The sequence below is a fragment of the Mesorhizobium sp. A623 genome (genome assembly GCF_054489405.1).
Window position 1 is genome coordinate 77,185 of record NZ_JBTMXB010000007.1, and the last position, 22,636, is coordinate 99,820.

General features: G+C 63.7%; 17 protein-coding genes. 8 read left to right on the top strand and 9 right to left on the bottom strand.

The genetic code is table 11. The features are described 5' to 3' along the window. Positions 1–270 precede the first annotated feature (270 nt). Complete coding sequence (locus ACX3P1_RS09440) at positions 271–1,647, top strand: MFS transporter (RefSeq protein ID WP_459079312.1); 1,377 nt, start codon at positions 271–273, stop codon at positions 1,645–1,647. Between the two features lie 41 nt (positions 1,648–1,688). Here the strand turns inward: ACX3P1_RS09440 and purH are convergent, their stop codons facing one another. From purH to htpX, 4 genes are all read right to left on the bottom strand, one after another. Continuing rightward, positions 1,689–3,305: a bifunctional phosphoribosylaminoimidazolecarboxamide formyltransferase/IMP cyclohydrolase gene (gene purH, locus ACX3P1_RS09445; protein WP_459079313.1), complete on the bottom strand. Its 1,617-nt coding sequence runs from the start codon at positions 3,303–3,305 to the stop codon at positions 1,689–1,691. A gap of 81 nt (positions 3,306–3,386) precedes the next feature. Next, on the bottom strand, positions 3,387–5,111 hold the full coding sequence (locus tag ACX3P1_RS09450) for a heparinase II/III family protein (protein WP_459079314.1): 1,725 nt from the start codon (positions 5,109–5,111) through the stop codon (positions 3,387–3,389). A 98-nt stretch (positions 5,112–5,209) separates the two neighbouring features. Beyond that, positions 5,210–6,613: an RsmB/NOP family class I SAM-dependent RNA methyltransferase gene (locus ACX3P1_RS09455; RefSeq protein WP_459079315.1), complete on the bottom strand. Its 1,404-nt coding sequence runs from the start codon at positions 6,611–6,613 to the stop codon at positions 5,210–5,212. After that, positions 6,604–7,599: a zinc metalloprotease HtpX gene (htpX, locus tag ACX3P1_RS09460; RefSeq protein WP_459079316.1), complete on the bottom strand. Its 996-nt coding sequence runs from the start codon at positions 7,597–7,599 to the stop codon at positions 6,604–6,606. The genes ACX3P1_RS09455 and htpX overlap by 10 nt, the downstream gene beginning before the upstream one ends. 133 nt (positions 7,600–7,732) lie before the next feature. On the opposite strand from htpX, the gene ACX3P1_RS09465 reads away from it, so the two are divergent. Next, positions 7,733–7,921, top strand: coding sequence for a DUF1674 domain-containing protein (locus ACX3P1_RS09465; RefSeq protein WP_459079317.1), 189 nt, complete (start codon positions 7,733–7,735; stop codon positions 7,919–7,921). 10 nt (positions 7,922–7,931) lie between these two features. Here ACX3P1_RS09465 and ACX3P1_RS09470 read toward each other — a convergent pair whose 3' ends face one another. Next, positions 7,932–8,591, bottom strand: coding sequence for an HAD-IA family hydrolase (locus ACX3P1_RS09470; RefSeq protein ID WP_459079318.1), 660 nt, complete (start codon positions 8,589–8,591; stop codon positions 7,932–7,934). A gap of 353 nt (positions 8,592–8,944) precedes the next feature. Here ACX3P1_RS09470 and ACX3P1_RS09475 point away from each other — a divergent pair, with 353 nt between their 5' ends. Next, the gene (locus tag ACX3P1_RS09475; protein ID WP_459079319.1) at positions 8,945–10,369 is read left to right on the top strand and encodes a TadE/TadG family type IV pilus assembly protein; all 1,425 of its coding nucleotides are present in this window, start codon (positions 8,945–8,947) and stop codon (positions 10,367–10,369) included. A 296-nt stretch (positions 10,370–10,665) separates the two neighbouring features. On the opposite strand, the gene ACX3P1_RS09480 is transcribed toward ACX3P1_RS09475, so the two are convergent. Both ACX3P1_RS09480 and acs read right to left on the bottom strand, forming a co-directional pair. Then, the gene (locus ACX3P1_RS09480) at positions 10,666–11,406 is read right to left on the bottom strand and encodes an MOSC domain-containing protein (protein ID WP_459079320.1); all 741 of its coding nucleotides are present in this window, start codon (positions 11,404–11,406) and stop codon (positions 10,666–10,668) included. A 6-nt stretch (positions 11,407–11,412) separates the two neighbouring features. Beyond that, positions 11,413–13,368, bottom strand: coding sequence for an acetate--CoA ligase (acs, locus tag ACX3P1_RS09485; RefSeq protein ID WP_459079321.1), 1,956 nt, complete (start codon positions 13,366–13,368; stop codon positions 11,413–11,415). A 273-nt stretch (positions 13,369–13,641) separates the two neighbouring features. Here acs and ACX3P1_RS09490 point away from each other — a divergent pair, with 273 nt between their 5' ends. Together ACX3P1_RS09490 and ACX3P1_RS09495 are read left to right on the top strand one after the other, a co-directional pair. Next, the gene (locus ACX3P1_RS09490) at positions 13,642–13,914 is read left to right on the top strand and encodes an usg protein (RefSeq protein ID WP_459079322.1); all 273 of its coding nucleotides are present in this window, start codon (positions 13,642–13,644) and stop codon (positions 13,912–13,914) included. A gap of 168 nt (positions 13,915–14,082) precedes the next feature. Further along, on the top strand, positions 14,083–15,189 hold the full coding sequence (locus ACX3P1_RS09495) for a branched-chain amino acid ABC transporter substrate-binding protein (RefSeq protein WP_459079323.1): 1,107 nt from the start codon (positions 14,083–14,085) through the stop codon (positions 15,187–15,189). A 300-nt stretch (positions 15,190–15,489) separates the two neighbouring features. Here the strand turns inward: ACX3P1_RS09495 and ACX3P1_RS09500 are convergent, their stop codons facing one another. Beyond that, positions 15,490–16,152: a YggS family pyridoxal phosphate-dependent enzyme gene (locus ACX3P1_RS09500; protein WP_459079324.1), complete on the bottom strand. Its 663-nt coding sequence runs from the start codon at positions 16,150–16,152 to the stop codon at positions 15,490–15,492. A gap of 136 nt (positions 16,153–16,288) precedes the next feature. Here ACX3P1_RS09500 and leuS point away from each other — a divergent pair, with 136 nt between their 5' ends. Next, a complete protein-coding gene (gene leuS / locus ACX3P1_RS09505) occupies positions 16,289–18,925 on the top strand; it encodes a leucine--tRNA ligase (protein WP_459079325.1) in 2,637 nt (878 codons plus the stop codon). Next, on the top strand, positions 18,912–19,481 hold the full coding sequence (gene lptE / locus ACX3P1_RS09510; RefSeq protein WP_459079326.1) for an LPS assembly lipoprotein LptE: 570 nt from the start codon (positions 18,912–18,914) through the stop codon (positions 19,479–19,481). The genes leuS and lptE overlap by 14 nt, the downstream gene beginning before the upstream one ends. Before the next feature lie 176 nt (positions 19,482–19,657). Here the strand turns inward: lptE and fsa are convergent, their stop codons facing one another. Further along, on the bottom strand, positions 19,658–20,311 hold the full coding sequence (gene fsa / locus ACX3P1_RS09515) for a fructose-6-phosphate aldolase (RefSeq protein WP_459079327.1): 654 nt from the start codon (positions 20,309–20,311) through the stop codon (positions 19,658–19,660). Positions 20,312–20,421: 110 nt separating this feature from the next. Here fsa and ACX3P1_RS09520 point away from each other — a divergent pair, with 110 nt between their 5' ends. Further along, the gene (locus ACX3P1_RS09520; protein WP_459079328.1) at positions 20,422–22,605 is read left to right on the top strand and encodes a primosomal protein N'; all 2,184 of its coding nucleotides are present in this window, start codon (positions 20,422–20,424) and stop codon (positions 22,603–22,605) included. The last annotated feature ends 31 nt before the right edge of the window (positions 22,606–22,636 follow it).

The window sequence follows — 22,636 nt, forward strand, 5'->3', positions numbered from 1 at the left end:
ATTCGCCGGTTCGCTTCCGGGAAAACCTTTTGCATGGGAATTACCCCCACCCCTAACCCCTCCCCGGAAGGGGGAGGGGAATTTTTCGCGCCGACACCTCGGGCAGAGTGCTTGGCCGTTTGACTCAAGCGCCACCTGATTCCCCTCCCCCTTGCGGGAGGGGTTAGGGGTGGGGGTTAGCCAACGCACTGTACCTTCCACTTCGATTGCCCTTTGCACCGCCCGGAAAAACGTGCAGTCATCTGAAAGTCACAGGCGGCTGGAGAAAACATGACCGACGCGACCGTTCAGCGCGCTACCGGCCGGGGCATCTGGGGGTGGATGCTGTTCGATTGGGCGGCACAGCCCTTCTTCACCGTCGTCACCACCTTCATCTTCGGCCCTTATTTCGTGTCGCGCATGGCGAGCGACCCGGCCATGGGGCAGGCGGCCTGGGGCTACGGCATCGCAGCGGCGGGCCTTGTCATCGCCATCCTGTCGCCGGTGCTCGGTTCCATCGCCGACCAGACCGGGCCGCGAAAGCCGTGGATCGGCTTTTTCGCCATCGTCCAGGTCGGCAGTCTCTCGCTGCTGTGGTTTGCAGCCCCCGGATCGAGCCTTTTCCTCGCCGTGCTACTTTTCTCGCTTGCCTCGGTGGCGGCCGAGTTCTCGACCGTCTTCAACGATTCCATGATGCCGCGCCTGGTGCCGAAGAGCGAGATTGGCAGGATTTCCAATGTCGCCTGGGGGCTCGGCTATCTTGGCGGCATGATCGCGCTGATCTTCGTCGTCGCCTTCCTGGCGGGCTCGCCGGAAAGCGGCAAGACCATCATCGGCGTGACGCCGCTATTCGGCCTCGACCCGAAACTGGGGGAGGACGCGCGCGCCACCGGGCCGTTGTCGGCGCTGTGGTATCTCGTTTTTATCCTGCCCATGTTTTTCTACACGCCCGATGCGGTGCGGGGCATTCCAATTGGTCCGGCGGTGCGGGCAGGCCTGAAGGAACTCAAGGCGACGATCGCCGAGGTGCGCGAGCGCGGCTGCATCTTCCGCTTCCTTGTCGCCCGCATGCTTTATCAGGACGGCGTCAACGCATTGCTGGCGCTGGGCGGCGCTTTTGCCGCGGCGATGTTTGGCTGGTCGATCACCGAAATAGGCATCTTCGGCATCATCCTCAATGTCGTAGCCGTCTTCGGCTGCCTCGTCGCGGCCAGGCTCGACACGTCGCTCGGCTCGAAGAAAATGGTGATGATTTCGCTGGTTTTCCTGACGGTTGCGACAATCGGCATTGTCTCGACGGGACCGGGCTATACGCTGTTCGGTGCATGGCAACTGCCGGGTGTCGATACGGGCGGCCTTTTCGGCACGCCGGCGGAAAAGGCCTATGTCGCGTTCGGGCTGCTGATCGGGCTGGCTTTCGGCCCGGTGCAGGCGTCGTCGCGCTCCTATATGGCGCGCAGCGTCACGGCGGCGGAATCGGGCCGCTATTTCGGCATCTATGCGCTCGCCGGGCGCGCCACGAGCTTCGCCGCGCCCTTCACCGTGGCGACGATTACCGCCGTCAGCGGTTCCCCGCGCCTCGGCATGGCCGCGATTATTCTGTTCCTAGGGGCTGGCATGTGGATTTTGGCCGGCACGCCCTATCCGGCGGACAGGCCAAAGGAATAGGGCGCCCTTTCCTTCTCCCACAAGGGGCGAAGGAAAAAGGCTCAGTGCCTGAAGTGCCGCACGCCGGTGAACACCATGGCGATGCCGTGGGCGTCGGCGGCGGCGATGACTTCGTCGTCGCGCATCGAGCCGCCCGGCTGGATGACGGCGGTGGCGCCGGCTTCGATGGCTGAAATCAGGCCGTCGGCGAACGGGAAGAACGCATCCGAGGCGACGACCGAACCTTTGGTCAACGGCTCGGCGATGCCGGCGGCTTCAGCCGCATCCAACGCCTTGCGCGCGGCGATGCGCGATGAATCGACTCGGCTCATCTGGCCGGCACCAATGCCGACGGTAGCTGCGTCGCGCACATAGACGATGGCGTTCGACTTGACGTGCTTGGCGACGCGGAAGGCGAATTTCAGGTCGGCCATTTCCTTGGTCGTCGGCGCGCGCTTGGTCACCACCTTGAGGTCCAGGTCTTCGACCACCGCATTGTCGCGGCTCTGCACCAGCAGGCCGCCGGCGACCGATTTCGCGGTCGTGCCGGGCGCGCGCGGATTGGGCAGGCCGCCGGTTACCAGCAGGCGCAGATTCTTCTTGGCCGCAACGATACGCGCGGCATCCTCGCTGGCGTCGGGCGCGATGATGACCTCGGTAAAGGTCTTGACGATTTCTGCCGCCGCGTCTGCGTCAAGGGTGCGGTTCATGGCGACAATGCCGCCAAAGGCCGAAACCGGATCGCAGGCAAGTGCCCGCAGGTAGGCTTCCTTCAGCGTTTCGCCCTCGGCCACGCCGCACGGATTGGCGTGCTTGATGATGGCGATGGCTGCCGAGCGTGCCGGGTCGAATTCGCCGACCAGTTCGAACGCCGCGTCGGTGTCGTTGATGTTGTTGTAGGACAGTTGCTTGCCCTGAAGTTGTCTGGCCGTGGCGACGCCCGGCCGATTGTCGCCTGTGACATAGAAGCCGGCCTGCTGGTGCGGGTTCTCTCCGTAACGCATCACGGTTTCAAGCTTGCCGCCGAAAGCGCGCCAGCCCGGATGCTCGACGGCGAGCGCGTCGGCGAACCAGCCGGAGATGGCAGCATCATAGGCGGCGGTGCGGGCAAAGGCCTTGGCGGCCAGTTTCTGGCGGAAATCCAGCGACAGCGAGCCAAGGTTCATCTCGATAGCGTTGAGCACCGAGGCGTAATCTTCCGGGTCGGTGACGACCGCGACATAGGCGTGGTTCTTGGCCGAGGCGCGCACCATGGCCGGGCCGCCAATGTCGATATTCTCGACGATGGAGGCATAGTCCGCGCCCGAACGGCGCACTTCCTCGAACGGGTAGAGATTGACGACAACGAGATCGATCGGCTCGATGCCGTGCTTGTGCATCGCCGCCACATGCTCGGGATCGTCGCGCACGCCGAGCAGCGCGCCATGCACGGAAGGGTGCAGCGTCTTGACCCGCCCGTCCATGATTTCGGGAAAGCCGGTCAGTTCGGAAACGTCGCGAACCGCGATGCCGGCTGCGGCGATGGCCTTTGCCGTGCCGCCGGTCGAGACAAGCTCCACACCCGCCTTTGCCAATGTCTGCGCGAACTCGACCAGCCCTGTCTTGTCCGAGACGGAAAGCAAGGCGCGGCGCACCGGCACGAGATCGGGCGCGGGAATCATTTTGGAGGCGACGGCCATGTCGATGCAGCCTTTCATGGGGGATGTTGGCTGGGCCGTATCACACGGCGCGTCCAAATTAAACACTTGGCTGGAGGGAGATCAGTCTCTTGGCGGTGCGCCGGCGATTTTCGTGCGCGTCATCTGCCAATGGACCTCGGCAAGCTCGGAGGCGCGGAACGCCAGCACGATCTGGCGGCTGCGGCGCGGCCCGCCAAGCCCGGCGAAATAGATCGATTCCTCGACCTGCGGCTCGATCTCCGACGAGGTGAAGACCCAGCGGTCGGCATTGTCCGCCGTCAGCACCAGCCGGTCGTGCTCGTCAGGGGAGAGGATGATGTCGGGGTGAATGTGGAAGCGGATCGCGACGGCGTCTTTCGCGTCCTTGTGGATCGCCCCGCCGCCCGCCTGCAAAAAGCGGTCGCGGCCGGCCAGCACATTGCCATTGGCGATCAGCCCCAGTTCGCGCTCGTGCAGGAGGCCGAAGCGTGCGGCATAGCCGTCATGGCGCGCGATGAAACCCTGGCGCTCGCGGTCGTCTATGCGCCGGCAGGGCACATGGCGCGGCCCGCCGACCAGCGGCGTGCCGAGCAGGTCGCTGAAGCGGGGCGTATGGCTGAAGCGCGCCGACGACGTATCGTTGAGCGTTGCCGTGGAATGTGCGGCGGTCGCCCGCGCCAGCGGCCGGAATTCGGCTGCGCCATAGGTGTCGATGCCGGCATTGACGATGAAATGTTGGCGGCCGGACGACAGTTCGAAGGACAGGCAGCCGGCATGCGCGGAACCTGAAACGTCGATGGGGGGTGCTGCACCCGTATCGGCGATGACGGTGACGCCGCCCATGGAAAGCCGCTCATAACCCGAATGCGGCGCATGCAGCAACGGCGCGCCGCTGGTGTCGTCATGGCGCAGGATGGCCACGACGCGGTCGTGGATGGTCGCGCCCATGCCGTTGAAGCGGGCAACGCTGCCGTCCTGATGGCGGAAAAAGCGCAGCGCCGGCAGCATCCGGTCGATGGCGCCCATCAGGGCGGCCGGCGGGGTTTCCGCCTGGTTGGCATAGGTCTGGCGAAGCGGCAGAAGATCGGCCAGGATTTCGAGAACGGCCATCGGATTGCGCGAGATATGGCCGCCGTCCGGCAAGATCTGGCGATCAAGCTCTTCGCTGAGATTGCGCGTGGCGGCGCGCAGCGCGGTGGCCGGTGCGGGCAACGACAAGGCCGAGAAAGCCAGCGCGATGCGGGCGCGCAGCCGGTCCTTGCCGTCCGGCATTTCCCGCGCCATCGAGCGCAGATAGCGGATCTGCATGGCCAGCGATTTCAGGAAGGCGCGGTAGAAGGGAAATTCGGCCCCCTGCAGCACGACGGACGAATGCTGCAGCCACGCAATGATGCGCTTGGCGGTTGTTCCCGGTTCCCAGGCGACGCCCGCTATGCGGCCGCCATGCATGGCGATCCAGTCGGTGACCAGCGCGCGCGCATTGGCGGCGGCAAGATCGGTGTCTGCGGCGCGCATATGGCGCAGCCAGCGAAAGCCGTGCAGGCTCTTTTGCCAGCCGCGATTGGCGATCTCGATCTGAAACGGCGACTGGCCACCGCTCTCGACGAGGTGCCCGGAGAAAGGATAGCGGCCGTAGTATATCTCGAGCGCGATCTGCGGATCGGCCAGGCGCAAATCGGGCGGGGCAATCAGCACACGCTCGGGCGTCCGGCCGGAATAGCGCCAGCGATAGGCAGGCCCGGCACGCAGGCGTCGGCGCGACCGGCGCCATACCTCCTGTGCGACGAGCATCCATACCCGCGTCGTGTTGCCGGCTTCTATGGCCAATACGCCTCCAGAATCGTTGCTTATCGAAAGACAAGGGTATTTGATTCAAAGGCTTGTGCGAAGGCGGTTTCGCGTATTTCCCGCCCTGATTGAAACGTTCAGCCAGTCTTGCGCATGCGCGCGGCAAAGAAGCCGTCCAGACCGGAAAGCCCGGGCGAGCCGAGGTCCATGTCGGCTGGCGTGCTGCGCAGCGTGCCTTGCGGCGAAAGAAACGGGTCGATGCTGGGGATTTCGCCGGGCAGGACCGGATCGCTGGCGACGCCCGGCGTCTCCGCCAGAAATTCGCGAAAAAGGTCTTCGCCTTCGCGCGGGTCGAGCGAGCAATTGGAAAACACGATCCGCCCGCCCGGCTTGACCAGCGTGACCGCGCGCGCCAACAGCCTGCGCTGCAGATCCGCAAGCTTGTCGACATCGGCCGGCGTCTTCGTCCAAGGCACGTCCGGGTGTCGGCGCACGGTGCCGGTGGAGGAACAGGGCGCGTCGAGCAGCACCGCGTCGAACAGCGTTTCCGGCTCGAATTTCAGCAGATCGGCCTGGACGATTTCTGCCGCAAAGCCGAGGCGCTCCAGATTCTGCGTCAGCCGGACAATCCGGTTCTTCGACGTGTCGAGCGCGGTGACCTTGGCCCCGGAAAGGATGAGCTGCGCGGTCTTGCCGCCGGGAGCGGCACATAGGTCGGCAACGCGAAGCCCGTTAATATCGCCCAGCAGGCGCGCGGGCAGGCTGGCGGCGGCGTCCTGCACCCACCATGCGCCCTCAGCAAAGCCCGGCAGTTCGGGGACGGAAGCGGCAAGCTTTTCCACCCGCACGGTGCCGGTCGGTGTGACGATGCCGCCAAGCTTTTCCGCCCAGCCTTCCGAATCGGATTTGACCGAGAAATCCACCGGCGCCTCATGCCTGTGCGCCTGAAGAATCTTGCTTGCCGTCTCCGCGCCATAGGCCTGTTCAAGCCGGTCAGAGAACCATTTCGGCGCTTCGTCGGTTTTCGCCAGCGCCTCTGCCAGATCGGTATCCTTGCCGCGCGCGATACCGCGCAGCACGCCGTTGACGAGGCCGGAAAAGCGCGCGGTGCGCGTATCGGACTTGGCGTGGGTGACGGCGAGATCGACGGCGGCGCTGTCTGGAATGTCGAGGAACAATATCTGCGCCGCCGCCACATGCAGGATATGCGAGAGCGCAGTGGCGTTGGGTGGCAGCGTCTTGTCCAGCCGGCGCGCGATCAGGCCGGCAATGGTCATGCGGTAACGCAGTGCGGTGACGAGGATGGCGCGCACCAGCGCGCGGTCCCGCATGTCCAGCGAGCGGTACATCGGGTGGCCGCTGTCATGGTCGGTCATGCCGTCGAGCGGCGTCCGGGCATCGATGACGGCGGCCAGCAGCCGTGCAGCCGCCTTGCGCGCGGCAAGGCCGGGCGTGCGGGCAGCCTCATGATCAACAGGCGCGCCCCTTGGCCGAGCATTTCTTTCGCGGTTTGCACCGTCTCCGGAGCCGTTCAAGACCATGGGCCTTTCGGCCCGGAGGTCGGGTTGCGTCCCCACGGATTGGCCTTCCGCGGCGCTGGTTCGGCTGTCGCTTCCGGCTCGTTCGCATCGCCCCACGGACCGCTCGGGCTGGCCTCGCGAACGGTTTCCCGGGCGGCTGCAGGCCCGCCCATTTCGCGCGCCATCGCCTGCAAGGCGGCAATGCGATTTTCCGTTGCCGGGTGGGTAGAAAACAGACTGTCCATGCGCTCGCCGGAAAGGGGGTTGATGATGAAGAGATGGGCCATTGCCGGATTTCGCTCGGCAGCCGGGTTCGGGATGCGTTCGGCGTTGCGGGCGATCTTGTCAAGGGCCGAAGCCAGCCAAAGCGGGTTGCCGCAGATTTCCGCGCCGCGCCGGTCGGCGGCATATTCGCGGGTGCGGCTGACCGCCATCTGCACGATCATGGCGGCGAAGGGGGCGACGATCATCGCCACCAGCACGCCGATGAAGCCGGAATTGTTGTTGCGGTTGCCACCGAAGAAGAAGGCGAAATTGCCCAGCATCGAGATCGCGCCGGCAAACGTCGCGACGATGGTCATGGTCAGCGTATCGCGATGCTGCACATGGGCGAGTTCATGCGCCATCACGGCTGCGACTTCCTCATGCGACAGGCGCTGCAACAGGCCGGTAGAGGCGGCAACCGCCGCATGTTCGGGGTTGCGGCCGGTGGCAAACGCGTTCGGCTGCTCGCTGTCGATAAGGTAGACTTTCGGCATCGGCAGGCCGGCGCGCTCGGCCAAGCCGCGCACGATAGCGAAATATTCGGGCTCGCTCTTTTTGTCGACCTCGACGGCGTGGTTCATCGACAGAACCATCTTGTCGGCGTTCCAGTAGCTGAACAGGTTCGTGCCGGCGGCGACCACCAGCGCGATCATCATGCCGCCCGATCCGCCGATCAGATAACCGACGCCCATGAACAGCGCCGTCATCACGGCGAGAAGCATGGCGGTGCGAAGGGTATTCATCGTCTGCTCCATTAGCGGCGGGGTCCATCCGTAATTCATCATTACGATCTGGCCCGGGTTTCGCTATAGGATGGGGAATAGTCACCCCTGTTTCAATCCACCGGAAGGCTTCCATAGCCGACGGAGCAGAAAAATGACCGATACCGACATCCAGGCAAAAACGTTGACGCCCGAGGCCAAGCGCGCGCTGGCCGAAGCAGAAGCGCGCCGTCTGGCTCACGCAAACGAAGCGACCCTGCCGAAGGAACTGGGCGGTCGCGGCGGCAAGGAACCCGGACGCTACGGTGACTGGGAAGTGAAGGGCCTGACCAGCGATTTCTGAAACATTCGGATCAATCCGAATGTAGCCAGATGCCGCCATCGGCGTCCGCCACGGCTTTTAGCCCGGTGTAATCGGCAAACGTCGGATGCCGCGTCTCGTAAGGATCGCGGTGGCTGGCGGTGATGACGGCAACCGCCGCCCCTGCAGCCTCCGCCGCCTCGATGCCGGCCGGCGCATCCTCGAAGACGAGGCAATCGCGCACATCAACGCCGAGCCGTTTTGCCCCCAGTTGAAAACAATCGGGAGCGGGCTTGCCGCGGGACACGTCCTCGCCGGTGACGATAACGGCCGGCACGGGAATGCCGACGGCCTCCAGCCGTCGCTGCGCCAGTTCGCGCGGCGACGACGTCACAATCGCCCAATGATGCGGGGGCAGCGCGGCCAAAAACGCCAACGCGCCATCGATGGCATGAATACCCTCGACATCGGCGATCTCGGCGCGCGTGATTTCGTCGGCCTCATAGGCGGCGTCGATACCGGGCAGCGCCAGCCGGGCGATGGTCTCGATGGCCCGCACGCCGGCGATGGTCGGCATGAACGCCTCCACGTCCAATCCTTGGCGAACCGCCCATTCCGACCATATCCGGCTCGCCACCCTGGATGAATCGAGGATGGTGCCGTCCATGTCGAACAGGAAGGCCGCAAATTTCCGGCCGGCGATCTTCAGCATTCGTTCGGGCTCCATCGTTTTTCGTCGGCCTTCGACCATCCTTGCACGGCATGGACCGGACCGCGAGTGGGCAAGAGAGGCGAAACGCCCGTGCGGTTGACCGTATTTGAGACAGCACGCCTGTGCCGTATCGGGAATGGGCCGCGCTCGCCGGAAAGGCAAAACCGGGCATGGTTAGCAATCGGTAAACCAGGCGGCGATGCCGCGATTTCGTTTACCGTTCATTCACTATAAGCGATCCGTAAATCTAGCAAAATCAATATGTTGCGCTGAGATTGCCGTACCGGCCCGGCATCGACGCCGCATCTGGCAACGATCCTGCATTGCCCTTGCCAAGCGGCATAGGAGGCATCATGCGGATTCTTGGAAATTTGAACCGGACGGCAGGCATTTTCGCACGGGACCGGAAAGGCAATTTCGCCATCATCTTCGGCGTGGCATCGTCCGTCCTGGCGCTTGCCGTGGGCTTCGCCGTCGATACAGCGCAACTCATGAACGCCAAATCGGCGCTGCGCAACGCCGTCGATGCGGCCGTCACCTCGACGGCGCGCAGCATCACGCTCGGCGACATCACGGAAGCCGACGCACCCAAGATGGTGAAGGCGTTTCTCACCGCCAACAGCACGGGCGGCATCCTGACTTACGACCAGATCGTTCTCGACAGGCTGACCATCGACAGGACGGCGAAAACGGTGGAGGCCGCGGCCCATGTCGACGTGCCGCTTTATTTTCCGCTTTTCGGCATGCCCAATAGCCGCCGCGTCACGAATGTCGGCGCAGCGGTCTATTCGGACAAGCAGATCGAAGTGGCGATGATGCTGGATATTACTGGATCGATGAGGAAGTCGGGCAACAAGGATAAGATCGGCGATCTGCAGACTGCGGCGCGGAACGCCGTAGAAGCCCTGCTCAGGGGCAACGTCGCCGGCGCCGAGCCGCGCGTGCGGGTGGCCATAGTGCCTTATGCCGAAGGAGTGAATGCCGGGGGGCTTGCCGCCAATACCGTTTTTTATGAGAAGCCCGGCGGTCCGGATCTGCCGCCTGCCAATTCCGGCGCGACCCTCGTTTCGCTCACCAGTTCGCAGGACAACTGCGCCACGGAGCGCAAAATGAAGGATGGCCGCGCCGATTTCTCGGACGACGCTCCCGATTCGATCCGCATCGTTCGTCGTAACGGCAAGGACGAGGAGTATTTCGCCAAGGTCAATCGTGATGACCGTCTCGAGATATGCCCTCTGGCCAACCTGGTGCCGCTGACGGCGGACAAGGACTTGCTGCTGGCAACCATCAGGGATTTCGAGGCGGACGGCGTAACCGCTGGCGGAATCGCCGCGCAGTGGGGATACTATATGCTGTCCCCGAAATGGGCTCCGACGATCAAATCGGCTGGCTTGGGTGTGGGGCCGGCGAATTTCGACTCGAAAAAGGTCTCGAAGGTGGCGATCCTGATGACCGATGGCGCGTTCAATACCGCGTTCGCGGGCGTGCCGGTCAGCGACGACAGGAACAATCAGCCGCAAAACGACCAAAGCACAAAATCGCGCAGTTATGCCGAAAGCGTCTGCGCCAACATGAAAAAGGCAGGCATCTCCGTCTTCACCATCGGCTTCGCTCTGCCCACGTCCGAGTCCAGTCAGGCGCGCGCCGTGCTGAAGGATTGCGCCACCGACGACACATCCTCCCTGAAGCACTTCTACGATGTTTCGACCGGCCCGGAGCTGGACGCTGCTTTCAAGGAGATCATCGCGAACACCGAACGGTTGGCCTTGACCAAATAGGCTGAACTGCATGAATGGCACTCGTGGGTGGCAAATGCATGCCCGCAAGAAAAAGGGCCGCCGCTTCGGCTGAAGCGGCGGCCCCGTTCTTTCGTTGCAGGCGCGGCCCTTGGGACGGCCCTAAGCCATCAACCGCGCGTCACGCCGTTTCAGGAAGGCTGCTTCCCGAAGAGACGATCCGCCGAGACCACGCAACGCAAAACGAAATCACTCGACATCGGATCACCTCCTTTCGATTGGTTGAACACAAGGCTAAGGATGGGGTTTCCCGGCCGCGTTGGCAAGGGCTGGTCGAATTATAGAAACCGCATTGGTTCCCCGAGGCCGATGCGGCCCGGCCGGTCCACCGTGCAGTAGACGCCGAAATTATGCGCGTTGTGGCGAACGATGTTGCGCAGGATGCCCGGGTCGTGCTCGAAATTGTCCTGCGCGATAATGGTGAAGCCGCAGCGGCGGCACGGCTCGGAAACCGTCAGTTCCAACTCGCCGACGGCAAGGCGACGACCGAGCCAGCCGGATTCCGGAAATTCGCCCTCGACCGCCGGCATGTCGACCATGATGCTCGGGCGAAAGCGCCGGGGATCGGGATCGCCTGCCGGATGCAGCGCCTTGAGCCGCGCCAGCGAGGCGGTGGTGAGCAGGTGTATGGGCGCCTTTTGATAGCGCGGGGCGGTGGCGGAACCATCGGCCGGTTGCGGCCCGTCATCGAGATAAGGTCGGAGAGAAACCTCGAAGCCGAGATACTCGCTGATCGCCCGGTCGCTCATGGCGGCTGGTGCTGCTAGCCACCCGCCATCGGGAATTCCCACTTCCAGCCCGCCTTCGCCCGACAGCCGCGTGCGGATGCGGGGCGCCTGGTCCCACTTCGCCGGATTCCTGTCGGGAGCGGCCACGATACCGTCCGCCACGTCGAAAAGTCCGTAGACGCGGTCGCCTTCCGCGCCACCGGGTCCGAACGAAAGCTCGTGCATCGGCTGTCCGGCGAGTGAACTCACCGGATAGCGCCACAGATGCGAAACCGTTCCGATCACGCCCATGCAAGCCTACGCCCGCTTGTTTTGCCGGTTGGCGATCAGGTCGTCGACGACGGACGGATCGGCCAGCGTCGAGGTGTCGCCCAGCGCTGAAAAATCATCCTCGGCGATCTTGCGCAGGATGCGGCGCATGATCTTGGCGGAGCGGGTTTTCGGCAGGCCGGGCGCGAACTGGATCTTGTCGGGCGTGGCGATTGCGCCGATCTCGTGGCGCACATGCGCGATCAGTTCCTTGCGCAACTCGTCGCTTGCGGCGACGCCCTCGGCCAGCGTGACATAGCAGTAGATGCCCTGGCCCTTGATGTCGTGCGGGTAGCCGACGACGGCGGCTTCCGCCACCTTGTCATGGGCGACGAGCGCCGATTCCACTTCCGCCGTGCCCATGCGATGGCCCGACACGTTGATGACGTCATCGACGCGGCCGGTAATCCAGTAATAGCCGTCCTCGTCGCGGCGGCAGCCGTCACCGCTGAAATACTTGCCCTTGTAGGCGGAGAAATAGGTCTGCACAAAGCGCTCATGGTCGCCGTAGACGGTGCGCGTCATGCCCGGCCATGCCTGTTGAATGCACAGATTGCCGCTGCCTTCGCCCTCGATGATATTGCCGTCACCGTCCAGCAATTCCGGGACAATGCCGAAGAACGGCCGGGTGGCGGAACCGGCCTTTAGATCGATGGCTCCCGGCAGGGGGGAGATCATGATGCCGCCGGTCTCGGTCTGCCACCATGTGTCGATGACCGGGCACTTCTGTTCGCCGACGACGTTGAAATACCATTCCCAGGCTTCCGGATTGATCGGCTCGCCGACCGAACCAAGGATACGCAGCGATTTGCGCGAGGTTTTCTGGACCCATTCGTCGCCAACGCCGCGCAGGGCGCGGATCGCGGTCGGGGCCGTGTAGAAGATGTTGACCTGGTGCTTGTCGACCACCTCCCACATGCGGGACGGCGTCGGATAATTGGGCACGCCCTCGAACATCAGCGTGGTCGCGCCATTGGCGAGCGGCCCGTAGAGAATGTAGGAGTGGCCGGTCACCCAGCCGACATCGGCGGTGCACCAGTAGATGTCGCCATCATGGTAGTCGAAGACATATTGGTGGGTCATCGACACATAGACGAGATAGCCGCCCGTGGTGTGCAGCACGCCCTTCGGCTTGCCGGTCGAGCCCGATGTGTAGAGGATGAACAGCGGGTCTTCCGCCTTCATATGTTCGGGTTCGCAGTTCGGCTCGACGGACGCGGCCTCTTCGTGCAGCCAGAAGTCGCGGCCCTCGACCCAGTCGATCTTGCCGCCGGTGCGGCGCGTCACGATGACCTTGTCGACCTTGATGCCATCCCGGGCGGCAATCTCGATCGCCTTGTCGGTATTGTCCTTCAGCGGGATGTGCTTGCCGGCGCGCAGGCCCTCGTCGGCGGTGATGACGAAATGCGACTTGCAGTCGGTGATGCGGCCGGCCAGCGCGTCGGGCGAGAAGCCGCCGAACACGACGGAGTGAATGGCGCCGATACGGGTGCAGGCAAACATCGCATAGGCCGCTTCCAGCACCATCGGCATATAGATGGTGACGCGGTCGCCGCGTTTGACGCCATGCTTCTTCAGCACATTGGCGAAGCGGCAGACATGCTCGTGCAGCTGTTGATAGGTGATCTTCTTCTCGTCCGAGGGGTCGTCGCCTTCCCAGATGATGGCGACCTGGTCGCCGCGCTTTTCCAGATGCCGGTCGATGCAATTGTAGGAAACGTTGGTGAGGCCATCCTCATACCATTTGATCGACACTTCCCCCTCGAAAGAGGCGTTCTTGACCTTGGTGTAGGGTTTGAACCAGTCGATGCGCTTGCCGTGCTCGCCCCAGAACTTGTCAGGATCGTTGACGCTGTCGGCATACCATTTCTGGTAGGTTTCATTGTCGATCAGCGCATTCTTTTTCCACGCCGGCTGTACTTCGTGGACATAAACCTCTGACATTCCTGATTCCTCTCCCTGGTCGGTCGCCGGCATGCGGCAAGCAACAGCGCGGCGAACGGTCGCGCACCCGTGGTATTATTACCACTTACGCCATTACGGCAACATCAGACCTGCGAATGGCAGCGGCGTGATGACGCAGCCGGCGCTGTGGGTCGCTGCCCGACCGCGTGCGGACGGAGCCAAAGTGCGCTTGCCGCGTTTCAACCATCGGTTAACCATCCCGGCGCAGACTCCGATGGCGAAGGACCGGTGCTCAAGGCTTGCGAGGGCGATATGAGGGACCAATCCGAACTGGATCTGATGCTGAAGGGCTATGGCCTGACGACGGCCAACATCCTCTACCATTATCCCGATCATCCGCATCTGCTGCAAAGTTTCGTCTGGCAGGACTACGATATCGCTCCCGCCTTTCCGGTGCTGGTGCGGTTCATCGCGTTCTGGAAGGAAAAGCTCGACGGCCCGCTTCATTCGATCACCTACACGCACCGCAAGCTGATCGCGCCCAACGAATGGCGCAAGGTGGACGGCGAGTTCGTGCTGCACTGAAAGCACATCGGGTTGAAAGCCTTGTGCAACCTGCGTTCGCAGGAGATGCTGGCACAAGCATTCGCTCTCGCTTGCAAAGGCGGCTCAGTTGCAAAGCCTGCCGGCAAGGGCTATTGGAATGCCTTGGTTACGATGAACCGGGTCGGTCGTCGCACAAGGAGAAAACCCATGAAAAACCGTTTGTTAGCTGGCGTCGCGCTGGCTGCCTCGTTTGCCTTCGCGCCCATGGCGCATGCGGATATCGTCATAGGCCTGGTCGCGCCGCTGACCGGAGCGGTCGCTGCCTATGGCGATCAGGTCAAGAACGGCGCGCAAGCCGCGGTCGATACGATCAACAAGAGTGGCGGCATCCTGGGCGAGCAGGTTACGCTGAAGCTCGCCGATGACGCCGGCGATCCCAAGCAGGGCGTTTCGGCCGCCAACAATCTGGTAGGCGATGGCGTCCGCTTCGTCGTCGGCCCAGTGACTTCGGGCGTGGCAATGGCCGCGTCGGACGTCTTCGCCGAGAACGGCGTGCTGATGGTGACGCCGACCGCGACCGCGCCCGACCTCACCAATCGCGGCCTGACCAACGTGCTGCGCACCTGCGGCCGCGACGACCAGCAGGCGGAAGTTGCCGCCAAATACGTCCTGGACCACCTGAAGGGCAAGAAAATCGCCATCATCCACGACAAGGGAACCTACGGCAAAGGCCTGGCCGATGCCTTCAAGGCCGCCATCAACGCGGGCGGCGAGACGGAAGTCTTGTATGAAGGCATCACGCCCGGCGAAAAGGATTATTCCGCGATCGTCGGCCGGCTGAAGAAGGACGGTGCCGAAGTGATCTATTTCGGCGGCTATCACCCCGAGGGCGGCCTGCTGGCCCGCCAACTCGCTGATGGTGGCGTGAAGGCGCAGATCATCGGCGGCGAAGGCCTGTCCAACACCGAATACTGGGCGATCGGCAACCAGGCGGCGGCTGGCACGTTGTTCACCAACGCTTCCGACGCGCTCAAGAACGCGGATTCGGCCGAGGCCGTGGCCGTACTGAAGGAAAAGGGCATTCCGCCGGAAGCCTTCACGCTGAACGCCTATGCCGCCGTGCAGGTCATCAAGGCCGGCATCGAGAAGGTCGGCAAGGCCGATGACGCCATTGCGGTCGCTGCCGCGCTGAAGGACGGCGAGCCGGTCCAGACCGCCATCGGCAAGCTGACCTATGGCGAGAATGGCGATCTGTCTTCGCCGAGCTTCTCGCTGTTCAAGTGGGAAGACGGCAAGATCGTCGCCGCCGAGTAATTTTTCGGACACGATCGATAGGAAGGCCGGGGCAAAAATCCCGGCCTTTTTTGTTTGGAGGGGAGTGTGCGGCACTACCCCTCATCCGTCTCGCCGCTACGCGTCGATCCACCGCCCTGGGCGAGTCACGGGCCTCGCCCGCCCTTCGGGCCCCACAAGGGGAGAAGGCAATGTCTGCACTATTCGGACTGCCAATCGTCAACATTGGTGATTGGCGGTGGCGACGATGCACGCTCTTACCTTCTCCCCTTGTGGGAGAAGGTGGATCGGCGAAGCCGAGACGGATGAGGGGTTATCTCTTCACCTGCCGCCGAAAATCGCCGAACCGACCCGTACGCTGGTCGCGCCGAAGGAGACGGCCGTCTCGTAGTCGCCCGACATGCCCATGGACAGTTTTTCCACGCCGGCTTCGCGCGCCAGTTTTTCCAGCAGAGCGAAATGCGGGCCGGGGTTTTCATCCGCCGGCGGAATGCACATCAGCCCTTCGATGGCCAGTTTGTGGACATCGCGGCAACGCTGGACGAAGGCGACCGCTTCGCGCGGCTCGATCCCCGCCTTTTGCGGTTCGGAGCCGGTGTTGACCTGCACATACAGTTTCAGCACCCGACCCTGCCTTGCCATCTCCTTGGCGAGTTCGGCCGCGATCTTCTCGCGGTCGACCGTCTCGATGGTGTCGAACAGGGTAACCGCTTCCTTCGCCTTGTTCGATTGCAGCGGCCCGATGAGATGCAGTTCGATGTCGGGGAATTCTTCGCGGAGCGCCGGCCATTTGCCCTGCGCTTCCTGTACGCGGTTTTCGCCGAACACGCGCTGCCCTGCCTCGATCACCGGCCGGACGGCATCGGCGTCGAATGTCTTGGAGACGGCGACCAGCGTGACGGAGCCCCTTTCGCGTGTTGCTGCCCGCTCGGCCGCCGCGATCTTCGCCTTGACGCCGGCAAGCTGTTCGACTGCATCGCCCATGGCTCAATTTCTCCGTTTTCGCGCCGGCAGGCGCCCTTGTGGTTGACGGGTTTGCCAAACCGTGGTGAAGACCCGAACCACGATCTCCACACGTAAATCTCGGGGTTTCCCCGCCTTCTTAAGTGAAAAACCGATCATGGCAACCGAACGATACAATCCGCGCGCGGCCGAGCCTAAATGGCAGAAGGCTTGGGACGCCAAAAAGCTGTTCGAAACCCGTAACGACGATCCGCGCCCGAAATACTACGTGCTGGAAATGTTCCCCTATCCGTCGGGGCGCGTCCATATGGGTCATGTCCGCAACTACACGATGGGCGACGTCGTTGCGCGCTATCACCGCGCCAAGGGCGAGAACGTGCTGCACCCGATGGGCTGGGATGCGTTCGGCCTGCCGGCCGAGAACGCCGCGCGCGACAACAAGGTCAATCCGCGCGACTGGACCTATGCCAATATCGAGACGATGAAGGGCCAGTTGAAGACGATGGGCCTGTCGCTCGACTGGTCGCGCGAGATCGCCACCTGCAATCCGAGCTACTACCGCCACCAGCAAAAGATGTTCCTGGATTTCTGGCGCTCCGGGCTGGCCGAACGCAAATCGGCCAAGGTCAACTGGGACCCGGTCGACATGACGGTGCTGGCCAATGAGCAGGTCATCGACGGCAAGGGCTGGCGCTCCGGCGCGCCCGTCGAGCAGCGCGACCTGACGCAATGGTTCTTCAAGATCACCTCGATGGCGCAGGACCTGGTCGACAGCTTGGCCACGCTCGATCGCTGGCCCGAAAAAGTCCGTGTCATGCAGGAAAACTGGATCGGCCGTTCGCAGGGCCTGTTGATGCGTTGGCCGCTCGCGCCGGACACGGCACCTGCCGGCGAGCGCGAACTCGAAATCTTCACGACGCGCCCCGACACCATCTTCGGCGCTTCCTTCATGGCGATTGCCGCCGACCACCCGCTGGCGAAGAAGGCCGCCGAAGGCAATCCCGAACTCGCCGCCTTCATCGAGGACGTGCGCCATCGCGGCACGTCGGCAGCGGAACTGGAGACGGCGGAGAAGCGCGGCTTCGATACCGGCATTCGGGTCACCCATCCGTTCGACCCTGAATGGACGCTGCCGGTCTATGTCGCGAATTTCGTTTTGATGGACTACGGCACCGGCGCCATTTTCGGCTGTCCGGGCCACGACCAGCGCGATCTCGACTTCGCCAACAAATACGGCCTGCCGGTCGTACCCGTGGTCATGTCCGAGGGTGCCGACGCCAAGACGTTCCAGGTAACGGAAGAAGCCTTCACCGACGACGGCACCATGATCAATTCGCGCTTCCTCGATGGCATGACGCCGGAAGCTGCCTTCGAAGAGGTCGCGACGCGCCTGTCCGGCGTCAGCGTCGGCAACCGCCCGCAAGTCGAGCGCAAGGTGCAGTTTCGCCTGCGCGACTGGCTGATCTCGCGGCAGCGCTACTGGGGTTGCCCCATTCCCGTCATCCATTGCGACGTCTGTGGCGCGGTGCCGGTTCCCGACGACCAGTTGCCGGTCGAACTGCCGACCGACGTGACCTTCGACCGGCCCGGCAATCCGCTCGACCATCATCCGACATGGAAGCACACCGCTTGCCCGAAATGCGGTAAGGATGCACGGCGCGATACCGACACCATGGATACGTTCGTGGATTCGTCCTGGTACTACGCCCGCTTCACCGATCCCTGGAACGAGACGGCCCCGACCACGCTGGCCTATGTCGACGGCAAGAACGGCTGGTTGCCCGTCAACCAGTATATTGGCGGCATCGAGCACGCGATCCTGCACCTGCTCTATTCGCGCTTCTTCGCCCGCGCCATGCAGGCCACCGGCCACCTGAACGAGGTCAAGGAACCGTTCGAGGGCCTGTTCACGCAGGGCATGGTCGTCCATGAAACCTATAAAGGCCCGCAAGGCTGGGTGACGCCCGCCGAGGTTGCGATCGAGGAAGTCGACGGCAAGCGCCACGCCACGCTGTTGAACGACAACACGCCGATCCAGATCGGCAGCATCGAGAAGATGTCGAAGTCGAAGAAGAACGTGGTCGACCCCGACGACATCATCGCCAGCTACGGCGCGGACACGGCGCGCTGGTTCATGCTGTCGGATTCGCCGCCCGAGCGCGACGTGATCTGGACGGAAGCCGGCGTCGAGGGCGCGCACCGTTTCGTGCAGCGCGTCTGGCGTCTGGTGGCGGAAGCCGCCCCGCATGTGCAGGCGGTTCGCCCGGAGCCCGCGCGCGAAGGCGAATTCGCGCCGGTTTCGCGGGCCGCGCACAAAATCCTGAAGGGCGTCGGCGAGGATATCGAGCGGCTGCACTTCAACAAGGCCGTCGCCCGCCTCTACGAACTGACCAATGTGCTTTCGCCGCATGTCGGCGAAATCGCCACCGGCGGTGCCGCGACGGACGGGCGTGCGGCCTGTGTGCGCCAGGCGCTCGATTTCCTGACCGTGATGATCGCGCCGATGATGCCGCATCTGGCGGAAGAGTGCTGGTTGGTTCTAGGTGGAACAGGCATGGCAGCCGAACAGCCATGGCCGGCATTCGATCCGGCGCTGATCGTCGAAAACGAAGTCACCTATCCGGTGCAGATCAACGGCAAGAAGCGTGGCGATTTGACAATTGCCCGCGACGCGGACCAAGGTGAGATCGAAAAGGCCGTGCTCGCTCTCGACGTCGTTCAGAAGGCGCTCGAAGGCAAGGCGCCGCGCAAGATCGTCATCGTCCCTCAGAGGATCGTCAATGTGGTTGCCTGAGAGCAGGAAGATGAGCACGGCGCTGGCCATGCGCGGCGTGGCGGTTTTTGGCCTGATCGCCGCTGGAATGCTGGTTTCGGCCTGCACCGTGCGGCCGCTCTATTCGAACGCGCCGCTGTCGGCGGGTTCGCAGGTCGCACCGGCCGCCGAGCTTGCCTCCATCGCCATCAAGCCGGTCGACAGCCGCTACGCCCAGCAGGTTCGCAACAATCTGATTTTCGCGCTCACCGGCGGTGCTGGCCAGCCGGCGGCGCCGGTCTATTCGCTCAACCTCGGCGTTTCCGAATCCGTGCAGTCGGCGGCCTCCGTTCAGGTGTCCGCCAATGAAGACGTGCCCACGGCCGGCACCGTGACGCTGACGGCCGCCTACACCTTGACCGACGCCAAGACCGGCAAGCAAGTGGCTTCCGGCCGGCGTTCCATGACGTCGTCCTACGACATACCGACCCAGCAATTCGCCGCCTATCGCGCGTTGCGCAACGTCGAGGATCGCGCTGCGCGGGAATTGGCCGATCTTTTGCGCCTGGCCATCGCACAGGACCTGGCCAAGCGCTGAGGGTCCGTTCGCAAACTCAACCCAGCTAGAGCATCGGACCGAAAAGTGGAATCCGGTTTTCGGATTATTCCGATGCTCAATCAAAGTGTTAGATCGTCCTTTGTGCGTCCGATAGGACGCACGGCGATCTAGCCATCTGCCGCTGCTGGGCGAGTTATCAAACAATCTTCTTCGGCTCAGCCGATCTTCTGGCCGGTCTTGGCCCAATCGGCGAGGAACTGCGCCAGTCCCTTGTCGGTCAGCGGGTGCTTGACCAGTTCCTTCAGCGTTGCCGGCGGCACCGTTGCGATATCCGCGCCGATGAGCGCCGCCTGCTTGACGTGATTGGTGGAGCGCACCGAGGCGACGAGGATTTCGGTGTCGAAATCGTAATTGTCGTAGATCTGCCGGATCTCGGCGACCAGTTCCATGCCGTCGATGCCGGTGTCGTCGAGGCGGCCGACGAAGGGCGAGATGAAGCTCGCGCCGGCCTTGGCGGCCAGCAGCGCCTGCGTGGCGGAAAAGCAAAGCGTGACATTGACCATGCGACCTTCCGAGCGGATGGCCTTGCAGGCCTTCAGCCCGTCGAAGGTCAGCGGCACCTTGATCGCGATATTGTCGGCGATCTTGGCCAGCACCTTGGCCTCCGCCATCATGCCGGCGTAGTCGGTGGCGGTCACTTCGGCCGAGACCGGGCCCTTGACGATTTCACAGATCTGCCTGGTGACCTCATCGATCTTGCCGCCCGATTTCAGGATCAGCGAAGGGTTGGTGGTGACGCCGTCGACGAGGCCAAGCTCGCTCAGTTCACGGATGTCCTTGACATCGGCGGTGTCGACAAAAAATTTCATGGCGGTCTCCTTTGTGTTTTCCGGGTGGCGGGAGGGCACGCTGGGCGTTGTGCTTTACTCTAGATAGTTGGGCTTTGCTCTAGACCAAAGACGGGGCAAGGTCACGTCCGATGAATAGAGATTCGCCCTTTGATGCCGCCGTGCCGGTGTTGGTTCCCATGCCGGCGCAGCGTCCCTACACCTATGCGGTTCCAAACGGGATGCGCGTGGTGCCGGGCTCGATCGTGCGCGTGCCGCTCGGGTCGCGCCAGGTTGCCGGCATTGTCTGGGACGGCGTGGTCGAAAACATCGACGCGAAAAAGCTTCGCCCCATTGAGCAAGTCTTCGACTGCCCGCCGATCACCGAGCCGATGCGCCGCTTCGTCGACTGGGTCGCCCACTATACGCTGTCGCCGCCCGGCATGGTGGCGCGCATGCTGTTGCGCGCGCCGGAGGCCTTCGATCCCGAACCCTGGACCGAAGGCCTGCAACGCACGCTGAGCGAGCCTGACCGGATGACGGCGGCGCGTGCGCGGGCGCTGGAGACGGCCGAGGGCGGGCTTGCCTGGACGCGCTCGGGCCTGGCGCACGCCGCTGGCGTTTCCTCGACGGTGATCGACGGGCTGAAGGCGCAGGGCGTGTTTGAGACGGTGATGATCCCGCCGCGCCCGGTCGTCGTGCCGCCGGACCCGACCTATGCCGCGCCGGACCTGATGCCGGACCAGCAGGCCGCCGCCGACATGCTGCGCGCGGGCGTCGAGCGGGGAGCGTTCGGCGTCACGCTGCTCGACGGCGTTACCGGCTCCGGCAAGACGGAAGTCTATTTCGAAGCGGTGGCGGCCGCGCTCGCCCGGGGCAAGCAGGTGTTGATCCTTTTGCCGGAAATCGCGCTCACGCATGCTTTCCTTGAACGGTTTCAGGATCGTTTCGGGGCAAAGCCCGGCGAATGGCACTCGGACCTTGCGCCGCGCATGCGCGAAAAGGTCTGGCGGCAACTGGCCGAAGGCACGCTGAAAGTCGTTGCCGGGGCACGGTCGGCGCTGTTCTTGCCTTTCAAGGACCTTGGCCTGATCGTCGTGGATGAAGAACACGACCCTGCCTACAAGCAGGAAGACCGCGTTTTCTACAATGCGCGCGACATGGCGGTGGTGCGCGCCCATATCGGCGGCTTTCCCGTCGTGCTCGCCTCGGCCACGCCCTCGGTCGAAAGCCGTGTCAACGCCGCGCAGGGGCGCTATGAGCGCGCCGTGCTGTCGGGGCGTTTTGCGGAAGCCGCTTTGCCGCAACTCCAGGCCGTTGACATGCGCCGGGCCCCGCCGGCGCGCGGCGGATTTTTATCTCCTATCCTCATCGCGGCCATGCGGCAAACGCTGGAGCGGGAAGAACAATCGCTGCTGTTCCTCAACCGGCGCGGCTACGCGCCGCTGACGCTGTGCCGGGTTTGCGGCCACCGCTTCGGCTGCCCTGTCTGTTCGGCCTGGCTGGTCGAGCATCGCTTTCGTGGCCAGCTTGTCTGCCACCATTGCGGCCATAACGAGCGGCGGCCCGATGCTTGCCCCGAATGCGGCACCTTCGACCACCTCGTCGCCTGCGGGCCGGGCGTCGAACGTATCGCCGAAGAGGTCGTCTCTCACTTCCCCGATGCCCGCACCATCGTCTTATCCTCCGACATGCTGGGCGGCGTGCGCCGCCTGCGGCTGGAACTGGAAGCCATCGCCAAGGGCGAGGCCGATATCGTCATCGGCACGCAGCTTGTCGCCAAGGGCCATAATTTTCCGAACATGACGCTGGTCGGCGTCGTCGATGCGGATCTGGGCCTCGCCAATGGCGACCCGCGCGCCGCCGAACGTACTTTTCAGTTGCTCAGCCAGGTAACGGGCCGGGCCGGGCGCACCGGCAAGAAGAGCCTCGGCCTCTTACAAACCTACCAACCGGAGCACCCGGTGATGCGGGCGATCGTCTCGGGCAATGCCGACGCTTTCTACGAGCGCGAGGTGGCGGAGCGCGAGCGCGCCGTGCTGCCGCCGTTCGGCCGGCTGGCCGGCATCATCGTCAGTGCCGCGTCCCGCGCCGAGGCCGAAGGCCATGCGCGGGGGCTGCGCCAGGCAGCACCACAAGCGGGTGACATCTTCGTTCTCGGCCCGGCCGAAGCGCCGCTGTCCCTGCTTGGTGGGCGGTATCGTTTTCGCCTATTGATCCAGGGGGAAAAACGGGCCGACATGCAGGGCTTCGTCACGGCGATGCTGGCGGCCGGTCCGAAAGTGCGCGGCTCGGTGCGCGTCCAGGTGGACATCGATCCGCAGAGCTTTTTGTGACGCGGCACGACCAGGCAAAATTGTGTTTGCA